The following is a 21,365-nucleotide window of genomic DNA, read 5'->3' on the forward strand; positions in this document are numbered from 1 at the left end:
CGACGGGTTGTGGACAACCCGCTCACCCGAAAGGGGGAACTCAGCCGCTCGGCAGCTCGAGATCGCTCTTGTTGAGCTCCTCGATGTTCACATCCTTGAACGTGAGCACCCGCACCTGCTTGACGAAGCGGGCCGGCCGGTACATGTCCCAGACCCAGGCATCGGCCATGGACACCTCGAAGAAGACCTCGCCCTGGACCGAGTGCACCTGCATCTCGTAGTCATTGGTGAGGTAGAAGCGCCGCTCGGTCTCGATCACGTATTTGAACAGACCGACGACATCGCGGTACTCCCGGTAGAGCTTCAGCTCCATCTCGGTCTCGTACTTCTCGAGGTCCTCGGCGCTCATGGCATGTTCCCCTTCAGCCGTGCGTCCCCCTATTGTGCGCCAGCCCCGCGGCCCCTCTAGACGATTTCCGTATCGAGGACCACGGGAGCACTGGGAGGACCCTCGTCGAGCAATGCGCTCAGCAGCCCGGCGAGCTTGGTCGGATACACCGTCTCATGTGCAGAGATGAGTTCCCCACAGGTCCACCACCGCAACCCCGCGACACTCCGCCGCTCAAGTTCGGTCAGCCCGGGAGCGGTGACCGCGGACGCCACCTCTGCGGCGGCTCTCCGACTCGTACGCGCCAGGAAGTACCACTCGTCCTGATCCCAGCGGCGCCCGGCGAAGGGGAAGGAGCAGACGCGTTTCCACAGCACGGGCCCCAGTTCCACGTCCGTGACGCCGGTCTCCTCGGCGAGTTCCCGCAGCGCGGCCTGTTCGCGGGTCTCGGCGCCTTCGAGTCCGCCGCCCGGGGTGAACCACCAGTCGTCCGCCGGATCCCCCGGCTCGTGCCCGTGCAGCAGCAGGATGCGGTCGTCTGGGTCCAGGAGTACGACACGGGCCACGCGCCGGAGCCCGGGCGCCGCGCCTTCGCCCTCACCGGGCACCGGCGGCCGCCCCTCGTCCGGCTGACCGCCGCCCGCCCTTGCCGACGAGGCGCGCGATCGGCCCGTACGCCGCCCCGCCCAGGACGAGTACGGCACCGCCGATCACCGAGGCCATGATCATCCGCAGCGGTCCGTGCTCGGAGATCCCGCCGGGCAGCGCCTTGAAGCCGCTGGCCTCGGGCAGCATGCCCTCCATCGGCCAGGCGATCGCCTCGACGCGGGCGTCGACCCCGTCGAGCGGCACCGTGCCGTTGGCCGCGTCCTCGAGGTGGGTGCTGGAGTCCAGGGAGATGCTGCGGTCGTCGCCGAGCAGGAAGATCCGGCCCTCGGGCACGGTCGTCGGCGGGAAGTCGGTGCCGGTGTCCCGGGCACTGGCCGGGAGATACGGTTCTTCCACGGGCTTGCCGTTGACGGTCATCCGGCCCTGGGCATCGCAGCAGGCGATCTCGTCGCCGCCGACCGCGACGACCCGCTTGACCATCGGCAGATCGCCCCAGTCCTTCTCCCGGAAGACCACGACGTCGCCGCGCCTGACCTCGTCGGCGTCGATCCGCTGGGCGAGTACCCGCTGGCCGGCCTCGATGGTGGGCGCCATCGAATTGGTGGGCACGGTGTACGGCTGGTAGAGCAGCGCGCCCCAGACGAAGCCGCCGAGGAACAGTACGCAGCCGATGGCCACGGCAATGCCCGAAAGGCACCCCGACCGGCTGCCGCCCTGATCCGTACGGCGTTCTGTGCTCATTCCAGCCCGTCCCCACCTCGGTGAATCCGCTTCCGGCCGCACGCACGCACCGCCGTGTGCCGGAAGGAACGCCGCGAAGACCGGCGATTCTGGGACGGCACCCTACCCGGCGGTACCGTCCCCCAGAAACCCTTGCCCGGCCGCCGGGACGAACCCCACCACCGGACTCCCGGCCGAGCCTCCACGGGTGTCCGGGACCTGCTCAGGCGCGCAGCCGATCCGCGACCGCCTCAGGCGCGCAGCCGATCTCCAGCCTGTTCAGGCGCTCAGCCTCCGCCGCCGCCAGACTACGAGCGGCACCGCACCGGCCAGCCCCAGCGCGCCTGGCGCCACCGACATCGTGGCGGCGAGGCCCGGCTGGTCGTAGGTGTCCGGCACCGGCAGCGTGGACCAGCGGGTGGGCGGCCAGGCGATCACGATGGCACGGCCCACGACCTTCTTGACGGGGACGAAGCCGCCGCCCGGTTCGTTCTGGTGGTAGCGGGAGTCCATCGAGTTCTGCCGGTGGTCGCCCATCACCCAGATCTTGCCCTCGGGGACCGTGACCTTGAACTGGCCGCCGTCCTTGTCATCACTGCAGGCGGTGTTGCCCGGGAAGACATACGGCTCGTTGAGCGCCTGCCCGTTGACGAGCAGCGGGCCCGTGCCCTTGCACTCCACGGTGTCGCCGCCGACCCCGACGACCCGCTTGATCAGGTCCTTCTCCTCGGCCGACGGCATCAGACCGATGAAGCTGAGCGCCTTCTGGAAGATGTTGGGGGTGGGGGTGGGCTCGCCCGCCAGCCAGTCCCCCGGGTCCCCGAAGACGACGACCTCGCCGCGCTCGGGCTCGGAGCCGAACCAGGGCGTGAGCTTGTCGACCAGGACGCGGTCACCGCGCTGCAGGGTGTTCTGCATCGAGTCCGAGGGAATCGAGAACGCCTGCAACAGGAAGGTCTTGATCAGCAGTGCGAGCACCAGGGCGATGCCGATGAGCAGCGGCAGCTCCTTCCAGAAGGAGCGCTGCTTCTTCGGCCCGGAACCTGCCGAGTCCGCGTCCGTGGAATCCGCGTCCGGGGAATCTGCACTTGGGGAATCCGCACCCGGGGAGTCCGGGCCCGATGCGGCCGACCCGGCGTCGGAGCCCTCCGGGCCGCCGGCCGATCCGTCCGCCTTCCGGGCGGACCGCTCGGCGCCCTCATCGTCCCCGCCCCGGGATCCGGGGTCGTGCGGGTCATCGGAACCGGCCGGACCGCCACCGCTGATCACTTCGCGCTCATCCTCGGGTTCGCCGTGTCCGGATCGTGCGCCGACGGCCACATCCCCCACATCCACTCCTCGTTTCGCGTCGCTGCCCGCGCCATGCGAGGCGGAGGCCTACCACTCCCATAACGAGCGGGAGTTCCGCAGGGGTCGGTGGAAGCGCCGCCACACTGAAATTGCCTCGGGACACCTTATGCGACGTGCCGGCGGCCCCGGTCGCCCCGCCACGCACGCTCTCGCCCTCGGGCACGGCGGCATACGTGCTCCGCTCCTCAAGGCCGCGCCAGTTTCCGATCGGCCAGGCGATCACGACCGCTTCGCCCACGACGCTGTCCGCGGCGATCGTGCCGCCCTGGCCCTCGTCGATATGCGCCCGGGAGTCCGCCGAGTTCGAGCGGTGGTCGCCGAGGACGAACAAGCGCCCCTCCGGGACCCGTACATCGAATTCCTGTTTGGAGGGGGCATCGCCGGGATGCAGGTACGGCTCGTCGATCGCCACCCCGTTGACGGTCACGCGGCCGTCCTCGTCGCAGCATCTGACGCGGTCGCCGCCGATGCCGACGACGCGCTTGATCAGGTCCTGTTCGTCGTCCGAGGGCAGCAGTCCGATGAAGGTCAGGCCCTGCTTGATCTGCTTGAGCACCACCGGATCCTCCTCCGGTGTGCCCTGCTCCTGCTGCAGCCAGCCGCCGGGGTCCTCGAAGACCACGACGTCCCCGCGCTGGGGTTCGGAGCCGAACCAGGGAGTGAGCTTGTCGACGAGGACCCGGTCGCCGACCTTGATCGTCTGCTCCATGGAGCCGGAGGGGATGACGAAGGCCTGCACCAGGAAGGTCTTGAGGACGAGTGCGATCAGGACGGCCACTCCGATCAGGAGCGGCACCTCCTTGATCGCCGAGCGCCTGCGCTTGCGCCTGACCTTCCGCGCGAGCTTGCGCCGCGCGGCCCGCCCGGGCAGGGCCGGGCCGCCGTCCGCACGGAAGCCAGTGTCACGGGAGCCGGTGTCACGGGAGCCGGTGGGCAGCGGGGAGTGGGCGGCGCGGCGGCCGGTGCGGGGCCGCCTGCGGCTACCCATGAGGAGCCGCCCGCTCGGGAACGCGGTCGAACACATCCCCCGTATCCACGTCCGCCCAGCGGCGGGCGGGCCAGCCGACCCATTCCACCTGCCCGATGACCTGCTCTACGGGCAGGAAGCCACCACCGGGCGAACCGAGCCGGTCCCGTGAGTCGCTCGAGGCGCTGCGGTGGTCGCCGAGCAGGAAGAGCGTGCCCTCGGGCACCTCCACGTCGAAGGGGACGGTCGAGGGGACGTCTCCCTCGGACACATAGGGTTCGTCGACCGGCACGCCGTTCACCTCGATCCTCCCGTCCTCGTCGCAGCAGGCGATGCGGTCACCGCCCACTCCGATTACGCGTTTGACGTAGTCGGAGTTCCCGAAATAGCCGCTGCCGTCGAAAACCACGACATCCCCGCGGGCCGGCTGGGTGCCGAAGCGGTACGCGAGCTTGTTGACGAGGACGCGGTCACCGGTGCGGAGCGTGGGCTCCATCGAGCCGCTCGGTATCAGGAACGGCTGCATCACGAAGTGGCTGACCAGCAGCAGTACCACGACGATCGCCACACAACCGGCGAGCAGCCTGCGCGGGGCGGATCCGAGGAGGCCCGCCGCCCGCAAACGCGCGGAGCGCGACCGCTCCTCCCGGCCCGCTTCGGGGTCGGAGGAGCGGTCGCGCTCCGTGCTGTCTGCTTCGGTGTCCATCGAGGCCAGAGCCTATCCGGCCGCCTCGACGGGCCCTGAGTCCGGTTGCCGGTCCGCACGCCTCGCGGGGGCGCGGGCCGGGCGGACCCGGGTGCGCGATCAGTTGTCGCGCTTCTCCTTGATCTTGGCGGCCTTGCCGCGCAGCTCACGCAGGTAGTAGAGCTTGGCGCGACGGACGTCACCGCGGGTGACGAGCTCGATCTTCTCGAAGATCGGCGAGTGCACGGGGAAGGTGCGCTCGACGCCGACGGAGAAGGAGACCTTGCGGACCGTGAAGGACTCGGAGACGCCCGAACCCTGGCGGCGGATGACGATGCCCTTGAACTGCTGGATACGGGAGCGGCTGCCCTCGATCACTCGCACGTGGACGTTGACGGTGTCACCGGGGCGGAAGTCCGGGACGTCGCTGCGCAGGGAAGCGGCGTTCACGGAGTCGAGCAGGTTCGACATGTTGTCTGCTTTCTTCGCCGATGCCACAGGTCATCGACGGGCAAGGTAGATGGTGTTCCTGAGCTGCCTCGCCGGGCGGGCGTCATGTCCCCCTGTGGCAGGGGCGCACGCTGGACGTACAGCAGCGGCCTATTCTTCCACGTCCTCGTGCCTGCGCCAAAATCGGCCGCCGGGCTCCGGGGCCCAGCCTAGGATCGACAGCATTTCGCGGTCCTTCTTGTCGAACTCGGCGGGATCGCAGCGCTCGATGAGATCGGGCCGGTTGGCGGTCGTACGGCGCAGCGCCTCGTCGCGGCGCCAGCGGGCGATCTTGCCGTGGTGGCCGCTGAGCAGCACATCCGGGATGCCGCGGCCGCGCCACTCGGGCGGCTTGGTGTACACGGGGCCTTCGAGCAGGTTGGCCATGGCGCCGGGGGCGAAGGAGTCGTCACGGTGGGACTCCGCGTTGCCGAGCACGCCCGGCAGGAGGCGGGCCACGGCCTCGGTGATCACCAGGACGGCGGCCTCCCCGCCGGCCAGGACGTAATCGCCGATCGACACCTCGTACACGGGCATCCGGCTCGCGTACTCGTCCATCACACGGCGGTCGATGCCCTCGTAGCGCGCCGGCGTGAACACCAGCCAGGGCCGCTCGGAGAGTTCGACCGCGAGCTCCTGGGTGAAGGGGCGGCCGCTGGGCGTGGGCACGATGAGGGCGGGGGCGCCCGCGCCCGCCTCGTAGCCGTCGGCGAGCAGGTGGTCAAGGGCATCGCCCCACGGCTCGGTCTTCATGACCATGCCGGGGCCGCCGCCGTACGGGGTGTCGTCGACCGTGTTGTGCCGGTCGTACGTCCAGTCGCGCAGGTCGTGGATGTGCACGTCGAGCCGGCCGCGGGTGCGGGCCTTGCCGACGAGGGAAACATTCAGGGGTTCGAGGTACTCGGGGAAGATCGTGACAACGTCGAGCCGCATTACTCCGCGGCCTCCTCGCGGGACGAGGCAGTCTCCTCGCGCGACGCAGTCTCCTCGCCGGACGAGGTGGCCTCCTCGCGGGACGAGGCGATCTCGGCGCGGTCGTCGATCAGGCCGGGCGGCGGGTCGATGACGGCGCGCTGTTCGTCCAGGTCGATCTCGGTGACGATCTCCTCGACGAACGGGATCATCACCTCGCTGCCGTCGGGCCGCTCCACGATGAACAGGTCCTGCGAGGCCAGATGTGAGATCTCGGTGATCCGGCCGACGTCGGTGCCGTCGGTGAGCACCACGTCCAGGTCGACCAGCTGATGGTCGTAGTACTCGTCCTCGCCCTCGGGGAGTTCCTCGGGGTCGACCTCGGCGATGAGCAGGGTGTTGCGCAGCGCCTCGGCCGCGTTGCGGTCGCCGACGCCCTCGAAGCGGAGCAGCAGCCGACCGCTGTGCACCCGTCCCGCCGCGATGGTCAGCGGGCCCGCGGAGGCCGGGTCGGTGGCCAGTACGGCGCCGGGGCCGAGCCTGAGTTCCGGCTCGTCCGTGCGCACCTCCACGGTGACCTCGCCCTTGATGCCGTGGGCGCGGCCGATCCGGCCGACTACGAGCTGCACTGCTGTCTCCTGGGGTTGCTTGCCTTGCGTACGACCCTTGCGTACGACTACGGGCCGGGGTGGGCCCTAAGCCCTCCCCGGCCCGTGCCGGTACTGCTGTGGTTCAGCGAACCTGGTCCACGTCGACGAGGTCGACGCGGACACCGCGGCCGCCGATGGCGCCCACGACGGTCCGCAGGGCGCGTGCGGTGCGGCCGTTGCGGCCGATCACCTTGCCGAGGTCTTCGGGGTGCACCCGGACCTCGAGGACGCGTCCGCGGCGCAGGTTCTTGGAAGCGACCTGCACGTCGTCGGGGTTGTCGACGATGCCCTTCACGAGGTGCTCGAGAGCCTCCTCGAGCATGCTCAGGCCTCGGTCGACTCGGCGGCGGAGGCCTCGGCCTCGTCCGCCTTCTTGTCGGCCTTCTTCGCCTTCTGCGTGATGGCCTCGCCCTTGGTGTCGTCACCCTCGAGAGCCTTGGTGAAGGCCTCGAACGCGGCGCGCTTGTCCTTCGGCTCCGCGACGAGCAGCGGGGCCGGGGCGGGCTCGCCCTTGAACTTCTGCCAGTCGCCGGTCTTCTTCAGGATGGCGAGAACCGGCTCGGTCGGCTGGGCGCCGACGGACAGCCAGTAGGCAACACGCTCGGCGTTGACCTCCATGCGGGAGGGGTTCTGCACCGGGTGGTACAGACCGATCTCCTCGATGGCCCGGCCGTCACGGCGGGTGCGCGAGTCGGCGACAATGATGCGGTAGTGGGGCTGGCGAATCTTGCCGAGACGCTTCAGCTTGATCTTGACTGCCACGGGAGTGGTGTCTCCTGGTCTTGACGTGGGTGGGCACAACGAGATGCCACGTGGGGTTGCGGTACTCGGGTGCCCGATGGACGCGTCAGCCGGAGGATGAGAGGGTTCCTGTGCGGCTGTCGAGTACAGCTAGCCATTGTGCCATACGGCTCGGGGGTGCCGTTGTCGTGCCCCTTACGGGTGGGCGGGCTACGCCGCTCCGCGACGCGGAGGTTTTGTGGGGGCTGACGCCCCCACACCCCCTCGGGGCTGTGCCCCTGCCCCAGCTGACGCTGCGCCGCTCCGTGACGCCAGGGGGCACGGGCGCAGGGGACCCGGCGCGTCAGCGGGTCGTCGCCAGCGGTTCCGGGATGCGGAAGGGTTTGCCGCAGCCGCCGCAGACGATGGGGGCCTGGGCCAGGACCGAGGGAACCACTCGGACGTTGCGGCCGCAGTCGCAGACCGCCTTGACGCGAACGCCGCCGCCCGAGGAACCGTGGCGGGCCGCCGGGCCGCGGAACGCGCGGGGCGTGTCCGTGGAGGTCGCGGCGGTGTGCGCCTTCAGCGCGCGCTGCAGGCGTTCGATCGTCGGCCGGTAGCGCCTTCTCGCCTCCGGATTGAGCGTGACCAGCGAGAAGCCGCTGCTCGCATGCGGCTCCTCCGGATGGTCGAGCCCCAGCTCCTCGGCGACGGCGAGGAAGCGGCGGTTGTGGTAGCGCCCCGCGCGGGAGGTGTCACGGATACCGCGTGCCGCGGCGATCCCGTGCACAGCCTCGTGCAGCAGGCGTTCGAAGGAGAGCTCGGCTCCGCAGGCGGACGAGGACTCTCCGATCAGGGATTCGGGCGCGGCAAGATCCGGCAGCTCGGGGTGGTACCGCTGAATGTCGGCCCACGCCTGCGCCAGCTCTGCGGCGAGAACAGGTGGTGTCGTGCTCACGTCGTGATAACGAGCCAAGGCCCCTCGGTGTTCCTATTCCGGGGCATCCCAAATAATTTGCCCGTACCCGTCAGTTGCCGCTCCTGCGCAGGGACGAGGGCGGGTGCGCTGATCTGCGGATTAGCCGTATACCTGGCGCCATGGCGGTACGTAGCGCCCGCTACGCCCGGGCCCGGAGGGATCGGTACACGCACCGCAGCGACGGTTGTCACGCGTTGCGCAAGAGGCTTTTCCGCCCCTTCGGGGCCACGGGATCACGCCGGTCAGCGCTCACCCGACCCGCCACGGACACCCCGGCCCCTGCCCCACGCCCCCTCACCTCTCCCTCACTCCTCCCTCGCTCCTCTCTCCCCTTCGTCATTCCTCACTCCCCTTCGTCAGCCGCGTGATCCCCGCCGCCCGATACGCCTCCGGTTCGTCCAGGGTCTCGTTGGCAAGGAGGGCCTCCGACAGGGCGTCAAGCCTGTCGCGGTTCTCGCTCAGCAGGCGGCAGGCCGACTCGTAGCACTCGTCGACGATGCGGCGCATCTCGGCGTCGATCGTGTCGAGGGTGGCGGGGGCCGCGCTGAGGCCGTAGGGGCTCTGGGCGTCGTTGGGGACGGCCGAGAGACGGCCGACGCGTTCGCTCATGCCCCAGCGGGCGACCATGCCGCGGGCGATGTTGGTGACCTGTTCGAGGTCGCTCTCGGCACCGGTCGTGATCACACCGAAGACGACCTGTTCGGCCGCCATGCCGCCGAGCGCCCCGATGATCCGGCCGCGCAGATACTCCTCCGTGTACGCGTACTTGTCGGCATCGGGAGTCGACAAGGTGACACCGAGCGCGCGGCCGCGCGGCACGATGGTGATCTTGCGGACGGGGTCGGCACCCGGCTGCAGCATGCCGAGCAGCGCGTGCCCGCTCTCATGGAACGCGGTGCGCCGACGCTCCTCGTCGGGCATCACGAGCGGGCGTTCGGCGCCGAGCTGCACCTTCTCGAGTGCGTCGGAGAGGTCCGACTGGGTGACCTGGGACTGCCGGCGCTTGACGGCGAGGAGGGCCGCCTCGTTGGCAAGGTTGGCGAGATCCGCGCCGGTCATGCCCGGGGTCGCACGGGCCACCTGGGCCAGGTCCACACCGTCCGCGAGCGGGATCTCGCGCGTGTGGATCCGGAGGATCGCCTCACGGCCCTTGCGGTCCGGCGGGCTCACGGTGACCGTACGGTCGAAGCGCCCCGGGCGGGTGAGCGCGGGGTCGAGGATGTCGGCGCGGTTGGTGGCCGCGATGACCACCACGCCCTCGGAGCCGGAGAAGCCGTCCATCTCGGTGAGGATCTGGTTGAGCGTCTGCTCGCGCTCGTCGTGTCCGCCCATGCCGCTGCCGCCGCCGCGCGCCCGTCCGATCGTGTCGATCTCGTCGATGAAGATGATGGCCGGGGCCACCTTCCGCGCCTCGGCGAAGAGCTCCCGCACCCGCGAGGCCCCGACACCGACGATCATCTCGATGAACTCGGAGGCGGAGGCCGAGAAGAACGGCACCCCCGCCTCCCCCGCGACCGCCCGCGCGAGCAGCGTCTTGCCGGTGCCGGGCGGTCCCGCGAGCAGTACGCCGCCGGGCATCCTGGCGCCCAGCTTCCGGTACGCCTCGGGGTGCTTGAGAAAGTCGACGACATCGTCGAGCTCGCCCTGGACCTCGTCGATGCCGGCGACATCGGAGAACGTGGTGCGCTTGCCCTCCTCGAGCGCAATGGGTTTGGGCGGCTGTTTGCGTCCCAGCATGCCGCCCGCGCCGCCCATCCCGGCCGCCATCCGCCGGGCCATGAACATCCACAGGCCGACCAGGAGCAGGATGGGGAGCAGCGAGAGGAGCACGTTGGTCAGGAGGCTCGGTTCCTCGTAGACGGGCTCCGCGGTGACGGTGACCTTCTGCTTGGTCAGCTCGTCCCAGATGTTGTCATCGGCCCAGCTCGGGCGCTGGGTGATGAACTTCTCGTAGGTCCCCTTGCCGCCGTCGGGCACGTCCGCGGACTTCTTCAGATCACCCTGGATCTGGTCGCCCTTGGCGTAGATCTTCTCGACGTTGCCGGAGCTGAGCTGGCTGCTGAACTCGGTGTACGAGACGGTCCGCGGCTTGTCGTCACCGAAGAGAGCGAGCAGGAGGTTGGTCAGCAGGAAGACGAGCAGCGCCGTCCACAGCAGGCTTCGCCAGGACAGTTTCCGCCTGGGCGGGGGCGGCGGCGGTGCGCCCTCGGAGCGCCACGGCTGATCGGTGCGGTCGCGTGGGGGCACGGGGCTGGGGGCTGTCACGCCGGTCATTATTCGAGATCCGCTCACATCCGGCATGTCGGGTGCTTCCCGTATGCCGGTACATGAGGGGTCCGCGGCCGCCGCCGACACGGCGGGCCCGGGCCACCGCAACGGTGACCCGGGCCCGTGGAGCCGGAGAACTCAGCCCGAGGCTCGGCCCATGGACTTGCTCAGCCCATGGACTTGCTCAGCCCATGAACTTCTTGAACTCCTCCGGGAGCTCGAAGTCCTTGCCCTGCTGGCCGCCCGCCGGAAGGCCGAGCGCGCCGCCGCCCTGCGCCGCCTGCTCGCGGCGGGCCCTGGCGGCCTGCTCCTCGGCCTTGCGCTTCATCGGGTTGCCGGACTTGCGCTTGCCCTTGGCCTGCTTCTGCTGCTTCTTCTGCTTCCCGGGGCCGCCACCCATACCCGGCATCCCGGGCATTCCCGGCATGCCGCCGCCCTGGGCCATGCGCGACATCATCTTGCGCGCCTCGAAGAACCGCTCCACGAGGTTCTTGACGGCGCTGACCTCGACGCCGGAACCCTTGGCGATACGGGCGCGGCGCGAGCCGTTGATGATCGTGGCGTCCGCGCGCTCGGCGGGCGTCATCGACTTGATGATGGCCGCCGTACGGTCGACATCGCGCTCGTCGATGTTGTTGATCTGGTCCTTCATCTGCGCCATGCCGGGCAGCATCCCGAGCAGCTTGGAGATGGAGCCCATCTTCCTGACCTGCTCCATCTGGGCCAGGAAGTCGTCGAGCGTGAAGTCCTTGCCGCCCTTGGCGCTCTGCAGCTTGGCGGCCATCTTCTCGGCCTCGGCCTGCGAGAAGGTCTGCTCGGCCTTCTCGATGAGCGAGAGCACATCGCCCATGCCGAGGATGCGGGACGCCATGCGGTCCGGGTGGAACGCGTCGAAGTCGTCGAGCTTCTCGCCGTTGGAGGCGAACATGATCTGGCGGCCGGTGACATGCGCGATGGAGAGCGCCGCACCACCGCGGGCGTCACCGTCGAGCTTGGAGAGCACCACGCCGTCGAAGCCGACGCCGTCACGGAAGGCCTCGGCGGTGTTGACCGCGTCCTGACCGATCATGGCGTCGACGACGAAGAGGACCTCGTCGGGCTTGACCGCGTCGCGGATGTCCGCGGCCTGCTCCATCAGCTCCTGGTCGATGCCGAGGCGGCCGGCGGTGTCGACGATGACCACGTCGTACTGCTTGGTCTTCGCGTACTCGACGGAGTCCTGCGCGACCTTGACCGGGTCGCCCACGCCGTTGCCCGGCTCGGGTGCGTAGATGCCGACGCCCGCGCGCTCGGCGACGACGCTGAGCTGGTTGACGGCATTGGGGCGCTGCAGGTCACAGGCGACGAGCAGCGGGGCGTGGCCCTGGCCCTTCAGCCAGCGGCCGAGCTTTCCGGCGAGCGTCGTCTTCCCGGCACCCTGCAGACCCGCGAGCATGATCACGGTGGGGCCGGTCTTGGCGAAGCGCAGGCGGCGGGTCTCGCCGCCGAGGATGCCGATGAGCTCCTCGTTGACGATCTTGATGACCTGCTGGGCCGGGTTCAGCGCCTGGGAGACCTCGGCACCGAGGGCGCGCTCCTTGATCTGCTTGATGAAGGCGCGGACCACGGGCAGGGCCACGTCGGCTTCGAGCAGCGCGATACGGATTTCGCGGGCCGTGGCGTCGATGTCCGCCTCGGACAGGCGACCCTTGCCCCGCAGGGTCTTGAAGGTGTTCGCCAAGCGGTCGGAGAGAGTATCGAACACGGCGCTCGTCGGTCCTCAGGGTCGGGGTCAGGTACGGACTGCCCTCCAGGGTATCGGGCGCCGTGAGTGTCTTGGCCTCGCGGCCGGGGATCGGTCCGGTGCGGTGCAGTTCGGCGTCCCCGCCGGGGTGGGTGGGGCCCCATGTGTGCGGGGCCCCCACCCCGGGGTGAGGCCGGTTGTGCGCAGCACCCACCGGGCGGGTGGGCCGCCTGGGGCTCCGCCCCTTGCCCCCGGTCGCGCTGAACGCGCTCGTCCTCAACCGCCGGACGGGCTGGGTTGGCCGAGGCTCGCCTCCACCGAGTGTGCGAGCTTCGTCGCGTCCTCCGGTGGCAGCGGGGTGCCCTCCGGGTCTGTGACGTAGAACGCGTCCACCGCGTTCGCGCCCAGCGTCGACACGTGGGCCGAGCGCACCGTCACGCCGGCCGCCTCGAGCGCCCGGCCGATCCGGTGCAGCAGACCCGGGGCGTCCTGGGCCCGTACCTCGATCACCGTCGCGAGGCGGGAGCCGGCCGGTGCCACCGCGACCCGGGGCGGTGGTGCGACCGCTCCGCGCCGCCGCGGATAGGCGGCGTCCCGTTCGGCGAGGCGGGCCGCTATGTCGAGGCTGCCGTCGAGGGCCCGTACGAGGTCGGCGCGCAGCCGGGATACCTCCGGCAGCGAACCGTACTCGGCGGCCACGCGCCACTGCAGGAGCAGCACCGGTCCGGATCCCGGGCCTCCCGGGCCTCCTCGGGCTCCCGGGGCTCCCCCGGCTCCACGGCCCGCAGCCCCTCCCGGGTTCACGCCGCCCGGCACCGCTGCTTCCCGCACCTCATCCGGCAGCGCCACCGCCCGCAGGTCCGCCGTCCGGACCGTGAGCCGGTGCAGGGCAAGGACGCCCGCGACCGTCGCCAGCACGCCCGGCTGGTCGGGGACGGCGACGAGGAGTTCCACACCGAGCGGCTCGTCCGACCGGGACCCGCCGGAAAGGGGACCGTCCGATGCCGGCCCGCCGGAAGCGAGCCCACCCGCAGGGGACCTGCCCGATGAAGGCCCGCCCGCCGAGGCCCCCTCCCCCACGGACTCCTCCGCGTGCGCCCGCAGCGCGAGCACCGGACCCGCCGTGCGGAACGCCTCCAGCGCGAGGCGCTCCTGTTCCGCCGTGTTCGGCAGCTCGGAGGGGTCCGGCAGCGGGTCCCCGGCGAGCAGGGCGCCCACCCGCTTCACCAGATCGGTCACGAGCGAGCCGCGCCAGGCCGACCACGCGGCCGGTCCTGTCGCCAGCGCGTCCGCCTCGGTCAGTGCGTGCAGGAGTTCCAGCGTGGAGGCCGAGCCCACCGCCCGGGCCACCGAACGGATCGTCGCCGGGTCGTCCAGATCGCGCCGGGTCGCCGTGTCCACGAGGAGCAGGTGGTGCCGTACGAGGGTGGCGAGTACCTCGGCGTCCGCGCAGTCGAAGCCGATCCGCGCGGCCACGTCCCGCGCGATCGTCTCGCCCGCCTCGCTGTGGTCGCCGGGCCAGCCCTTGCCGATGTCGTGCAGCAGCGCCGCCACGAGCAGCAGGTCGGGCCGGTGCACCCGGCGGGTCAGCTCCGCGGCCCGGACGGCGGTCTCGACGAGGTGGCGGTCCACGGTCCAGGTGTGCACGGCATTGCGCTGCGGCCGGCAGCGTACGCGGTCCCAGTCGGGCAGCAGCCGGGTGATCAGGCCTTCGGCCTCGAGCGCCTCCCATACGGCGACGGTCGGCCGCCCGGCCCCGAGCAGGGTGACGAACTGTTCGCGCGCCTCGGCCGGCCACGGCGTGGGCAAGGGCCGGGCGGCGGCCGCGAGCGCTCGTACGGCGTGCAACGAGAGCGGCAGTCCGGCCTGTGCGGCGGCCGCGGCGGCGCGCAGCGGCAACACCGGGTCGCGGTCGGGCCGTGCCACCCGCGCGAGCACGACCTCGCCGTCCTGCTCGACGACCCCTTCGGCCAGCGGGCTCCGCTCGGGCGCCGGGGAGCGGGAACCCCACCTGGGACGCAGCCGGGGGCGGACCTTGCGCGCCCGCAGCACCCGGCCGACCTCGCGCCAGGTCACGTCGCTCGCATACGAGATGGTCCGGGCCGCTTCGTACACCTCTCGCAGGAGTACGTCGGCGTCGAGGAGCCCGAGCGCGGCCGCCACCTGGTCCTGCTCCTGGAGGGCGAGCCGGTCGGTGGCCCGGCCCGTGGTCAGGTGCAGGGCGTCGCGTACGTCGAGCAGGCGCCGTCGGGCCTCGTCGAGTCCGGCGCGGGGCGCGTCAGCGAGCCAGGAGGCGGCGACGGCGCGCAGCGCGGTGGCATCGCGCAGGCCGCCGCGGGCCTCCTTGAGGTCGGGTTCGAGGAGGTACTGCAACTCGCCGTGGCGGTCGGCCCGTTCGGCGCACAGTTCGCGCAGTTCGCCGAGCCGGCGCGGGGCGAGGTTGCGCCAGTCCGCGAGCACCGTGGTGCGCAGTCCTGCGGTCAGGCCAAGGTCGCCCGCGACATGCCGGGCGTCGAGCAGTCCGAGCTGCACCTTCAGGTCCTCGGCGGCCGTCCTGCGGGCCTCGCCCGGGGTGCGGACCGAGTGGTCGAGGGCGAGGCCGAGGTCCCATACGGGGTACCAGACGCGGTCGGCGAGGGCGGCGATCTCGCCCGGCGCCGCGCTGCCGTCGTACAGGAGCAGCAGGTCGAGGTCGCTGCGCGGTGACAGTTCGCCGCGCCCGTAGCCGCCGACCGCGACCAGCGCCGCCCCCTTCACGGGCCGCTCGCCGAACAGGCCGGCGAGCCACTGGTCGGTCAGGGCGGCGAGGGCGCAACGGCGCGGCGGCCCGGACTGCTCCTCCCCCTGGAGGAGGCGCAGTCGGGCCGCCGCATAGCCGCCGGGCTCCGAATCCGGTTTCACAGCGCGTCGGGGCCGCGTTCGCCGGTGCGGACCCGTACCGCCGTGTCGACGGGCACCGACCAGACCTTGCCGTCGCCGATCTTGCCGGTGCGTGCGGCCTTCACCACGACGTCGACCAGCTGCTCGGCATCGTCGTCCTCGACGAGGACCTCGATACGGATCTTCGGCACCAGGTCCACGGTGTACTCGGCGCCCCGGTAGACCTCGGTGTGCCCGCGCTGGCGGCCGTAGCCGCTGGCCTCGGTGACGGTCAGGCCGTGGACCCCGAAGGCCTGCAGGGCCTCCTTGATCTCGTCGAGCCGGTGCGGCTTCACGACCGCGGTGATCAGCTTCATGCGTCAACCTTCTTTGCGGGTGCGTCGGCGTCCTGGGCTGCGGACGCGGTGGCCGAGGCGGCTGCGGACGGTGCGGGAAGCGAGGCGGTGCGAGCCGCCGTGCCGCCGCCGGCTCCGCTGAAGTCGTAGGCGGACTCGGCGTGTTCGACCGTGTCGATGCCCGCGACCTCGTCGTCCTCGGAGACCCGCATCCCCATCGCCTTGTCGATGACGAAAGCGAGGATGGCAGAGACGACCAGGGAGTACGCGAGGACCCCGAAGACACCCGCGGCCTGCTTGCCGAGCTGGCCGAGCCCGCCGCCGTAGAAGAGTCCGGCGACGTCCGACTGCACTCCGCCGGTGGCGAAGAAGCCGACGAGCAGGGAGCCGACGATGCCGCCGACGAGGTGGACGCCGATCACGTCGAGCGAGTCGTCGTAGCCGAACTTGAACTTGAGGCCGACGGCCATGGCGCACAGAACACCCGAGATGGCACCGACGGCGATCGCGCCGAGCGGCGAGACCGAGCCGCCTGCCGGGGTGATGGCGACGAGGCCGGCCACGGCGCCGGAGGCGGCGCCGAGCGTGGTGAACGCGCCGTGGCGGATCTTCTCGTAGGCGAGCCAGGCGAGCATCGCGGCGGCGGTGGCGATCTGCGTGTTGATGAACATGACGGCGCCCACGCCGTCGTCGTTGCCGAGCCAGGAGCCGGCGTTGAAGCCGAACCAGCCGAACCACAGCAGACCGGCACCGAGCATCACGAGCGGCAGCGAGTGCGGGCGCATCGGGTCCTTCTTGAAGCCGACGCGCTTGCCGATCACGAGGATCACACCGAGGGCCGCGGCACCCGCGTTGATGTGTACGGCGGTGCCGCCGGCGAAGTCGATGACGCCGAGCTCGAAGGCCCAGCCGCCCGACCCCCACACCCAGTGCGCGACCGGGAAGTAGACGATCGTCACCCACAGGGCGATGAACAGCGCCCAGGCCGTGAACTTCACGCGGTCCGCGAGCGCGCCGCTGATCAGGGCGGGCGTGATGATCGCGAACATCAGCTGGAAGACGGCGAAGACGTAGACCGGGATGGAGGTGCCGTCCCAGAGTTCATTGAGCCCGATGCCGCTGAGGCCGAGGAAGTCGCCCTCCCAGCCGAAGAGGCTGCCGGTGTCGGTGCCGAAGGCGATGCTGAAGCCGTAGAGGACCCACAGGACGGTGACGATCCCGAGGCTGATGAAGCTCATCATCAGCATGTTGAGGGTCGACTTGACCCGGACCATGCCTCCGTAGAAGAAGGCGAGTCCCGGGGTCATCAGCATGACCATGGCGGAACAGATGAGCATGAACCCGGTGTTCGCGGAGGAGAGCGTGGGCTCCTCCGCGGCGAGCAGGATGCCTGGGGGCATCGGCGTCTCCTCGTCGTCGTGTACGGCCCGTGCGGATGCGGCCTCGTGCGGGCGCGGCGCGGTGCCTGGAGGGCGGTGGATGAGCGGTGCTGCATGAGGGGTGGGCTGTTATGCGCCAGAGATTCCCGCGCCGCGGTTTCGGCGGATGCCGCTCGATGTTTCGCGGCAGTGACGAAGACGGCCCGCGTGTTACGCCTCGATGAACTGTCCGGGCCGCGGGGATCGCCCGTTCATGTCTCCTGCGGCAGACGAAGAACCGGCCGCGGGGCCATCCGGATCGACCTGGCGGCGGGGGAGCCGAGTCGGGTGGTCCGGGATGGCCGGCCGCGGCCGGAGATCAGGGGTTGGGGCTGTTCAGGTGCTCAGTCGTCGTGTACGTGCTCTACGTCGTGTACGGCCTGCACGCCCTCCGCCTAGACGGCCTCCGCCTCTTCGGGCAGCTGCCGCACGAGCCGGTCGGTCAGGTCGGTGATCCCGTCGTCCTGGCCGAAATCGCGCTCCACGGTGTCGAGGGTCTTGCGCAGCCGGTTGTTGACCCGCTCGGAGCGCACCTTCTTCGCCACGGCCAGGGCCCTCTCCGCGAGGACGACGCCCTGCTCGGGCTGCTTCTGCAGGATGTGCACGGTCGCCATCCCGATCAGGCTGAGCGCGTACGAGCGCAGGTGCTCGGCGTCCTTGGCGAACAGCTCGACCGCGCGCTCCATGAGGGGTTCGGCGAGCGAGGCGTACGTGGGGCTGCGGCCCGCCACATAGGCGAGGTCGCGGTACGAGTGCGCGTTCTCCGCGTTGAGTTCCGCCTCGGAGAAGAAGCGGATCCAGTCGGGCTCGGGCTCCGGGGATTCCAGCGCGTCCTCGAAGGTGCCCTCGGCCATCCGCACGGCCCGCTTGGTCTTGCTGGGCTGGCCCATGTTCGCGTAGGCGCGGGCCTCCATCGCATACAGCATCGCCTGGGTGCGGCCGGTGGCGCAGTCCCGGCTGCCGTACTGCGCGAGGTGGATGAGTTCCAGGGCGTCGTCCGGACGGCCGAGGTGGATCATCTGGCGGCTCATCCCGGAGAGGACGTACGCGCCGAGGGACTTGTCGCCGGCCTCCTTGGCGGCGTGCAGCGCGAGCACGAAGTACTTCTGCGCGGTGGGCTGCAGGCCCACGTCGTAGCTCATCCACCCGGCCAGCTCGGAGAGCTCGGCGGCGATCTTGAAGAGGCGGTGCCGGGTCCGCTCGGGCTGCGGCTCCTGGAGCAGGTCGGTGACCTCGTGCAGCTGGCCGACGACCGCCTTGCGTCTGAGACCGCCGCCGCACTGCGCGTCCCACTGCCGGAACATCACCGTGGTGGACTCGAGGAGGTCGAGCTCGGGGTCGGAGAGCCGGGTGCCGCGCCGGATCGGGGTGGGCGGCTCGGGTGCGGTGGATCCGGCCGGTGCCGGGACCAGCCAGCGCTGCATCGGCTCGATCAGGGCGGGGCCCGCGGCGAGGGCGAGGGAGCTGCCGAGGAAGCCGCGGCGGGCGAGCATCAGATCGCTGCGGGAGAACTCGCTGAGCATCTCGACGGTCTGCTCGCCGGTCCACGGCAGGTCGACGCCCGAGACGGAGGGCGCCTGGTGCGCGGTGCGCAGGCCCAGGTCCTCGATGGCGACGACGGCGCCGAAGCGCTCGGAGAACAGCTCCGACATGATCCGCGGGATCGGCTCGCGCGGCTGCTCGCCGTCCAGCCAGCGGCGTACGCGTGAGGTGTCGGTGGAGATGTGGCCGGCGCCCATCTGGCGGGCGCGGCGGTTGACCTGGCGGGCGAGCTCGCCCTTGGACCAGCCGCTGCGGACGAACCAGGAGGTCAACTGCTCGTTGGGGCGCTTCTCGGCATGCGCGGTGCTGCCTTGTGTGCCGCCCACTGGAAGGCCCCCATCCCTGAAGTCAACGCTGCCGCCGACTGCGGACCCGGCCGCTTCCCGGCCGGACTCCGTACCGCCTGGCTCAACTCCGTACAGCATGCCGCTGGTTCGGTCTCCCCGTCCGGCACTTGCTCACCCGTCGAACAGGGAACCGGCTTGCCCCCGGCATACCCACGACCGCGAGCAACTCCCGGTCCGTGCACCGAAAGTAATCCTACGATCACCCCTCCGGCGAGGGCATTCCAGGAAACGCCACCTTTCGCCACCCCTTCGAATGAACTCAAGTGCGGCTCCACGCGATTCACTTGACACATGCCGGACGGAAGCGGGCGGAGCGATGCGCACCGGGGCGCGCGCCCGTCGGCGCACCACCCATGGCCGCGCCGGGCGCCGCGACCGACCTTTGGGGCGCCGTTGAACGGAGCGTCACGGGGGCGCTCCGGTTCGTAACCATGGACTGGTTGGACCCGTTGGAGGGGGCATGGGCTTCACGATCGGCGGCAGCCGCGGTATCCGTGAGAACCGCACCGGTGCGCGGCGTCGCGGCCGCATGTCCGAGTGCACGGCCGTGGCCGAGTTCACCGGCCTGTGGGGCTGGTCCGTCGCCCCCGGCGCCCGTGCCGTGTCCGGGCGCTGCTCCTGCGGTGATACGCGCTGTGCGGCGCCCGGGGCGCATCCGCTGTCGTTCGCGGGCGAGCTGGCCGCGGGCGCGACGCTCGACGAGGTGAGCCGGGCGTGGGGCGAGTTCCCCGGGGCCGCGGTGATGCTTCCGGCCGGGCGCAGCTTCGACGTCCTCGAGGTCTCCGAGTCGGCGGGGCGGCGCGCCCTGATCCGGCTGGAACGGATGGGGCTTCCGCTCGGGCCGGTCACCACCACGCCGGACCGGCGCGCGCAGTTCTTCGTCGCTCCCGGGGCGGCGGCGGAGCTGCCCGCGCTGCTGTATCGCATGGGGTGGGACGGCGCCGCACTCGATCTTCGCGCCCTCGGGGCGGGCGCGTACATCACGGCCCCGCCGTCGGACCGTGGCGGGCTCGGCCCGGTCCGCTGGCTGCGCGCCCCGGGCCTCGACGCGGCCCGGAACCCGCCGCAGGCGCGACTGGTTCTCGGTGCGCTGGCCTATGCGTCGCACCGGGTGGGGCGCTGAACGCGCTCGCCCGCAGACGCCGGCCGGGCCGAATGCTCAGCCCGGCCGGCGCCTGAGGTGATCGGGACGGCTCGGTCCCCGATGAGTCAGTCCCCGATGAGCGCGTCGACGAAGGCCTCCGGCTCGAACGGAGCCAGGTCGTCCGCGCCCTCGCCCAGACCCACGAGCTTGACGGGGACGCCGAGCTCGCGCTGCACGGCGACCACGATGCCGCCCTTCGCCGTGCCGTCGAGCTTCGTCAGCACGATGCCCGTGATGTCCACGACCTCGGCGAAGACCCGGGCCTGGACCAGGCCGTTCTGACCGGTGGTCGCGTCGAGCACGAGCAGCACCTCGTCGAGCGGGGCGTGCTTCTCGACGACGCGCTTGACCTTGCCGAGCTCGTCCATGAGCCCCGTCTTGGTGTGCAGTCGGCCGGCCGTGTCGATGAGCACGACCTCGACGCCCATCTCCTTGCCCTCCTTCACCGCGTCGAACGCGACGGAGGCCGGGTCACCGCCCTCGGGCCCGCGCACGGTGTAGGCACCGACGCGCTCGCCCCAGGTCTGCAGCTGATCGGCGGCCGCCGCACGGAAGGTGTCCGCGGCGCCGAGCACGACGCTGTTGCCGTCCGCCACAAGCACCCGGGCGAGCTTGCCGGTCGTGGTGGTCTTGCCGGTGCCGTTGACCCCGACGACCATGACGATGCCGGGGCCCTCGCCCTCCTTCTCGGTCTTGACCACCCGGTCGAGGTCCGGGTCGACGAGCGTGAGCAGCTCCTCGCGCAGCAGCGCCCGCAGCTCCTCGGGCGTGCGGGTGCCGAGCACCTTCACACGCTCGCGCAGCCGCTCGACCAGCTCCTGGGTGGGGGCGACTCCGACGTCGGCGGTGAGGAGGGTGTCCTCGATCTCCTCCCAGGTGTCCTCGTCGAGGTGCTCGCGCGAGAGCAGCGAGAGCAGCCCCTTGCCGAGCGAGTTCTGGGAGCGGGCGAGCCGGGCGCGCAGCCGCACGAGGCGGCCGGCCGTCGGCTCGGGCACCTCGATCTCGGGCGTGGGCGGGAGCTCCTCCTCGACGACCGCGGGCGCCTCCTCGACGGGGGCCGCGGCCTTGGGAAGGTCCACCTCCTCGATCGTGCGGCGGGGCTCTTCGCGCGGCTCCTCGGCCTCGTCGCCGACGTGCGGCTCGGCGGGGGGCGTGATGGTCGGCGTGCTCGACGGGGACGAGGGCGGCAGCTGCTTCTTCTTGCGGCCGCTGACCACGAGCCCGGCGACGGTCGCACCGACCGCGACCAGGGCGATGACTACAGCAAGGATGAGGAATTCCATAACAGGCCCAGTATGC

The 21,365-nt window shown here is 71.1% G+C and carries 20 protein-coding genes; 1 reads left to right on the forward strand and 19 read right to left on the reverse strand.

Features of this window, described 5'->3' with window-relative positions; all coding sequences use genetic code 11:
• Positions 1-40: 40 nt before the first annotated feature.
• The 18 genes from ACLF6P_RS18060 to nsdA all read right to left on the reverse strand — a co-directional run bounded on the left by ACLF6P_RS18060 (position 41) and on the right by nsdA (position 18,901).
• Positions 41-349 carry a DUF2469 domain-containing protein gene (locus ACLF6P_RS18060; protein ID WP_003993268.1) on the reverse strand — a complete coding sequence of 103 codons (309 nt, stop codon included), beginning with the start codon at positions 347-349 and terminating at the stop codon, positions 41-43.
• A gap of 56 nt (positions 350-405) precedes the next feature.
• Positions 406-936 (reverse strand): NUDIX hydrolase, encoded by a 531-nt coding sequence (locus tag ACLF6P_RS18065; protein ID WP_415951473.1) that lies wholly within the window; start codon positions 934-936, stop codon positions 406-408.
• Positions 926-1,678, reverse strand: coding sequence for a signal peptidase I (gene lepB / locus ACLF6P_RS18070; protein ID WP_415951474.1), 753 nt, complete (start codon positions 1,676-1,678; stop codon positions 926-928). Before lepB (ACLF6P_RS18070) ends, ACLF6P_RS18065 begins: the two co-directional genes overlap by 11 nt.
• 258 nt (positions 1,679-1,936) lie before the next feature.
• Positions 1,937-2,986, reverse strand: a complete 1,050-nt coding sequence (gene lepB, locus ACLF6P_RS18075; protein ID WP_415951475.1) for a signal peptidase I — start codon at positions 2,984-2,986, stop codon at positions 1,937-1,939.
• Complete coding sequence (gene lepB, locus ACLF6P_RS18080) at positions 2,934-3,995, reverse strand: signal peptidase I (RefSeq protein WP_415951476.1); 1,062 nt, start codon at positions 3,993-3,995, stop codon at positions 2,934-2,936. Before lepB (ACLF6P_RS18080) ends, lepB (ACLF6P_RS18075) begins: the two co-directional genes overlap by 53 nt.
• Entirely contained in the window at positions 3,988-4,680 is a 693-nt protein-coding gene (lepB, locus tag ACLF6P_RS18085) for a signal peptidase I (protein ID WP_415951477.1), read from the reverse strand. The genes lepB (ACLF6P_RS18080) and lepB (ACLF6P_RS18085) overlap by 8 nt, the downstream gene beginning before the upstream one ends.
• A gap of 99 nt (positions 4,681-4,779) precedes the next feature.
• Positions 4,780-5,130 (reverse strand): 50S ribosomal protein L19, encoded by a 351-nt coding sequence (gene rplS, locus ACLF6P_RS18090; protein WP_415951478.1) that lies wholly within the window; start codon positions 5,128-5,130, stop codon positions 4,780-4,782.
• Between the two features lie 129 nt (positions 5,131-5,259).
• The gene (trmD, locus tag ACLF6P_RS18095; protein WP_415951479.1) at positions 5,260-6,081 is read right to left on the reverse strand and encodes a tRNA (guanosine(37)-N1)-methyltransferase TrmD; all 822 of its coding nucleotides are present in this window, start codon (positions 6,079-6,081) and stop codon (positions 5,260-5,262) included.
• The gene (gene rimM / locus ACLF6P_RS18100) at positions 6,081-6,689 is read right to left on the reverse strand and encodes a ribosome maturation factor RimM (RefSeq protein ID WP_415951480.1); all 609 of its coding nucleotides are present in this window, start codon (positions 6,687-6,689) and stop codon (positions 6,081-6,083) included. The genes trmD and rimM overlap by 1 nt, the downstream gene beginning before the upstream one ends.
• Positions 6,690-6,792: 103 nt before the next feature.
• Complete coding sequence (locus tag ACLF6P_RS18105) at positions 6,793-7,032, reverse strand: RNA-binding protein (protein WP_415951481.1); 240 nt, start codon at positions 7,030-7,032, stop codon at positions 6,793-6,795.
• Between the two features lie 2 nt (positions 7,033-7,034).
• Complete coding sequence (gene rpsP / locus ACLF6P_RS18110) at positions 7,035-7,472, reverse strand: 30S ribosomal protein S16 (RefSeq protein ID WP_415951482.1); 438 nt, start codon at positions 7,470-7,472, stop codon at positions 7,035-7,037.
• Between the two features lie 322 nt (positions 7,473-7,794).
• On the reverse strand, positions 7,795-8,388 hold the full coding sequence (locus ACLF6P_RS18115; protein WP_415951483.1) for a hypothetical protein: 594 nt from the start codon (positions 8,386-8,388) through the stop codon (positions 7,795-7,797).
• A 357-nt stretch (positions 8,389-8,745) separates the two neighbouring features.
• Entirely contained in the window at positions 8,746-10,674 is a 1,929-nt protein-coding gene (ftsH, locus tag ACLF6P_RS18120) for an ATP-dependent zinc metalloprotease FtsH (protein WP_415951484.1), read from the reverse strand.
• A 187-nt stretch (positions 10,675-10,861) separates the two neighbouring features.
• The gene (ffh, locus tag ACLF6P_RS18125) at positions 10,862-12,421 is read right to left on the reverse strand and encodes a signal recognition particle protein (protein ID WP_415951486.1); all 1,560 of its coding nucleotides are present in this window, start codon (positions 12,419-12,421) and stop codon (positions 10,862-10,864) included.
• Between the two features lie 255 nt (positions 12,422-12,676).
• Positions 12,677-15,301, reverse strand: coding sequence for a [protein-PII] uridylyltransferase (locus ACLF6P_RS18130; protein ID WP_415951487.1), 2,625 nt, complete (start codon positions 15,299-15,301; stop codon positions 12,677-12,679).
• Positions 15,298-15,636 carry a P-II family nitrogen regulator gene (locus ACLF6P_RS18135; RefSeq protein ID WP_037625082.1) on the reverse strand — a complete coding sequence of 113 codons (339 nt, stop codon included), beginning with the start codon at positions 15,634-15,636 and terminating at the stop codon, positions 15,298-15,300. Before ACLF6P_RS18135 ends, ACLF6P_RS18130 begins: the two co-directional genes overlap by 4 nt.
• Positions 15,633-17,015 (reverse strand): ammonium transporter, encoded by a 1,383-nt coding sequence (locus ACLF6P_RS18140; protein WP_415951488.1) that lies wholly within the window; start codon positions 17,013-17,015, stop codon positions 15,633-15,635. The genes ACLF6P_RS18135 and ACLF6P_RS18140 overlap by 4 nt, the downstream gene beginning before the upstream one ends.
• Positions 17,016-17,428: 413 nt before the next feature.
• The gene (gene nsdA / locus ACLF6P_RS18145; RefSeq protein WP_415951489.1) at positions 17,429-18,901 is read right to left on the reverse strand and encodes a transcriptional repressor NsdA; all 1,473 of its coding nucleotides are present in this window, start codon (positions 18,899-18,901) and stop codon (positions 17,429-17,431) included.
• Positions 18,902-19,382: 481 nt separating this feature from the next.
• Here nsdA and ACLF6P_RS18150 point away from each other — a divergent pair, with 481 nt between their 5' ends.
• Positions 19,383-20,045: a bifunctional DNA primase/polymerase gene (locus ACLF6P_RS18150; protein ID WP_415951490.1), complete on the forward strand. Its 663-nt coding sequence runs from the start codon at positions 19,383-19,385 to the stop codon at positions 20,043-20,045.
• A gap of 86 nt (positions 20,046-20,131) precedes the next feature.
• Here ACLF6P_RS18150 and ftsY read toward each other — a convergent pair whose 3' ends face one another.
• Entirely contained in the window at positions 20,132-21,349 is a 1,218-nt protein-coding gene (gene ftsY, locus ACLF6P_RS18155) for a signal recognition particle-docking protein FtsY (RefSeq protein ID WP_415951492.1), read from the reverse strand.
• Positions 21,350-21,365: the final 16 nt, after the last annotated feature.

Source organism: Streptomyces lothianensis (assembly GCF_047779955.1).
Taxonomy (GTDB): Bacteria; Actinomycetota; Actinomycetes; order Streptomycetales; family Streptomycetaceae; genus Streptomyces.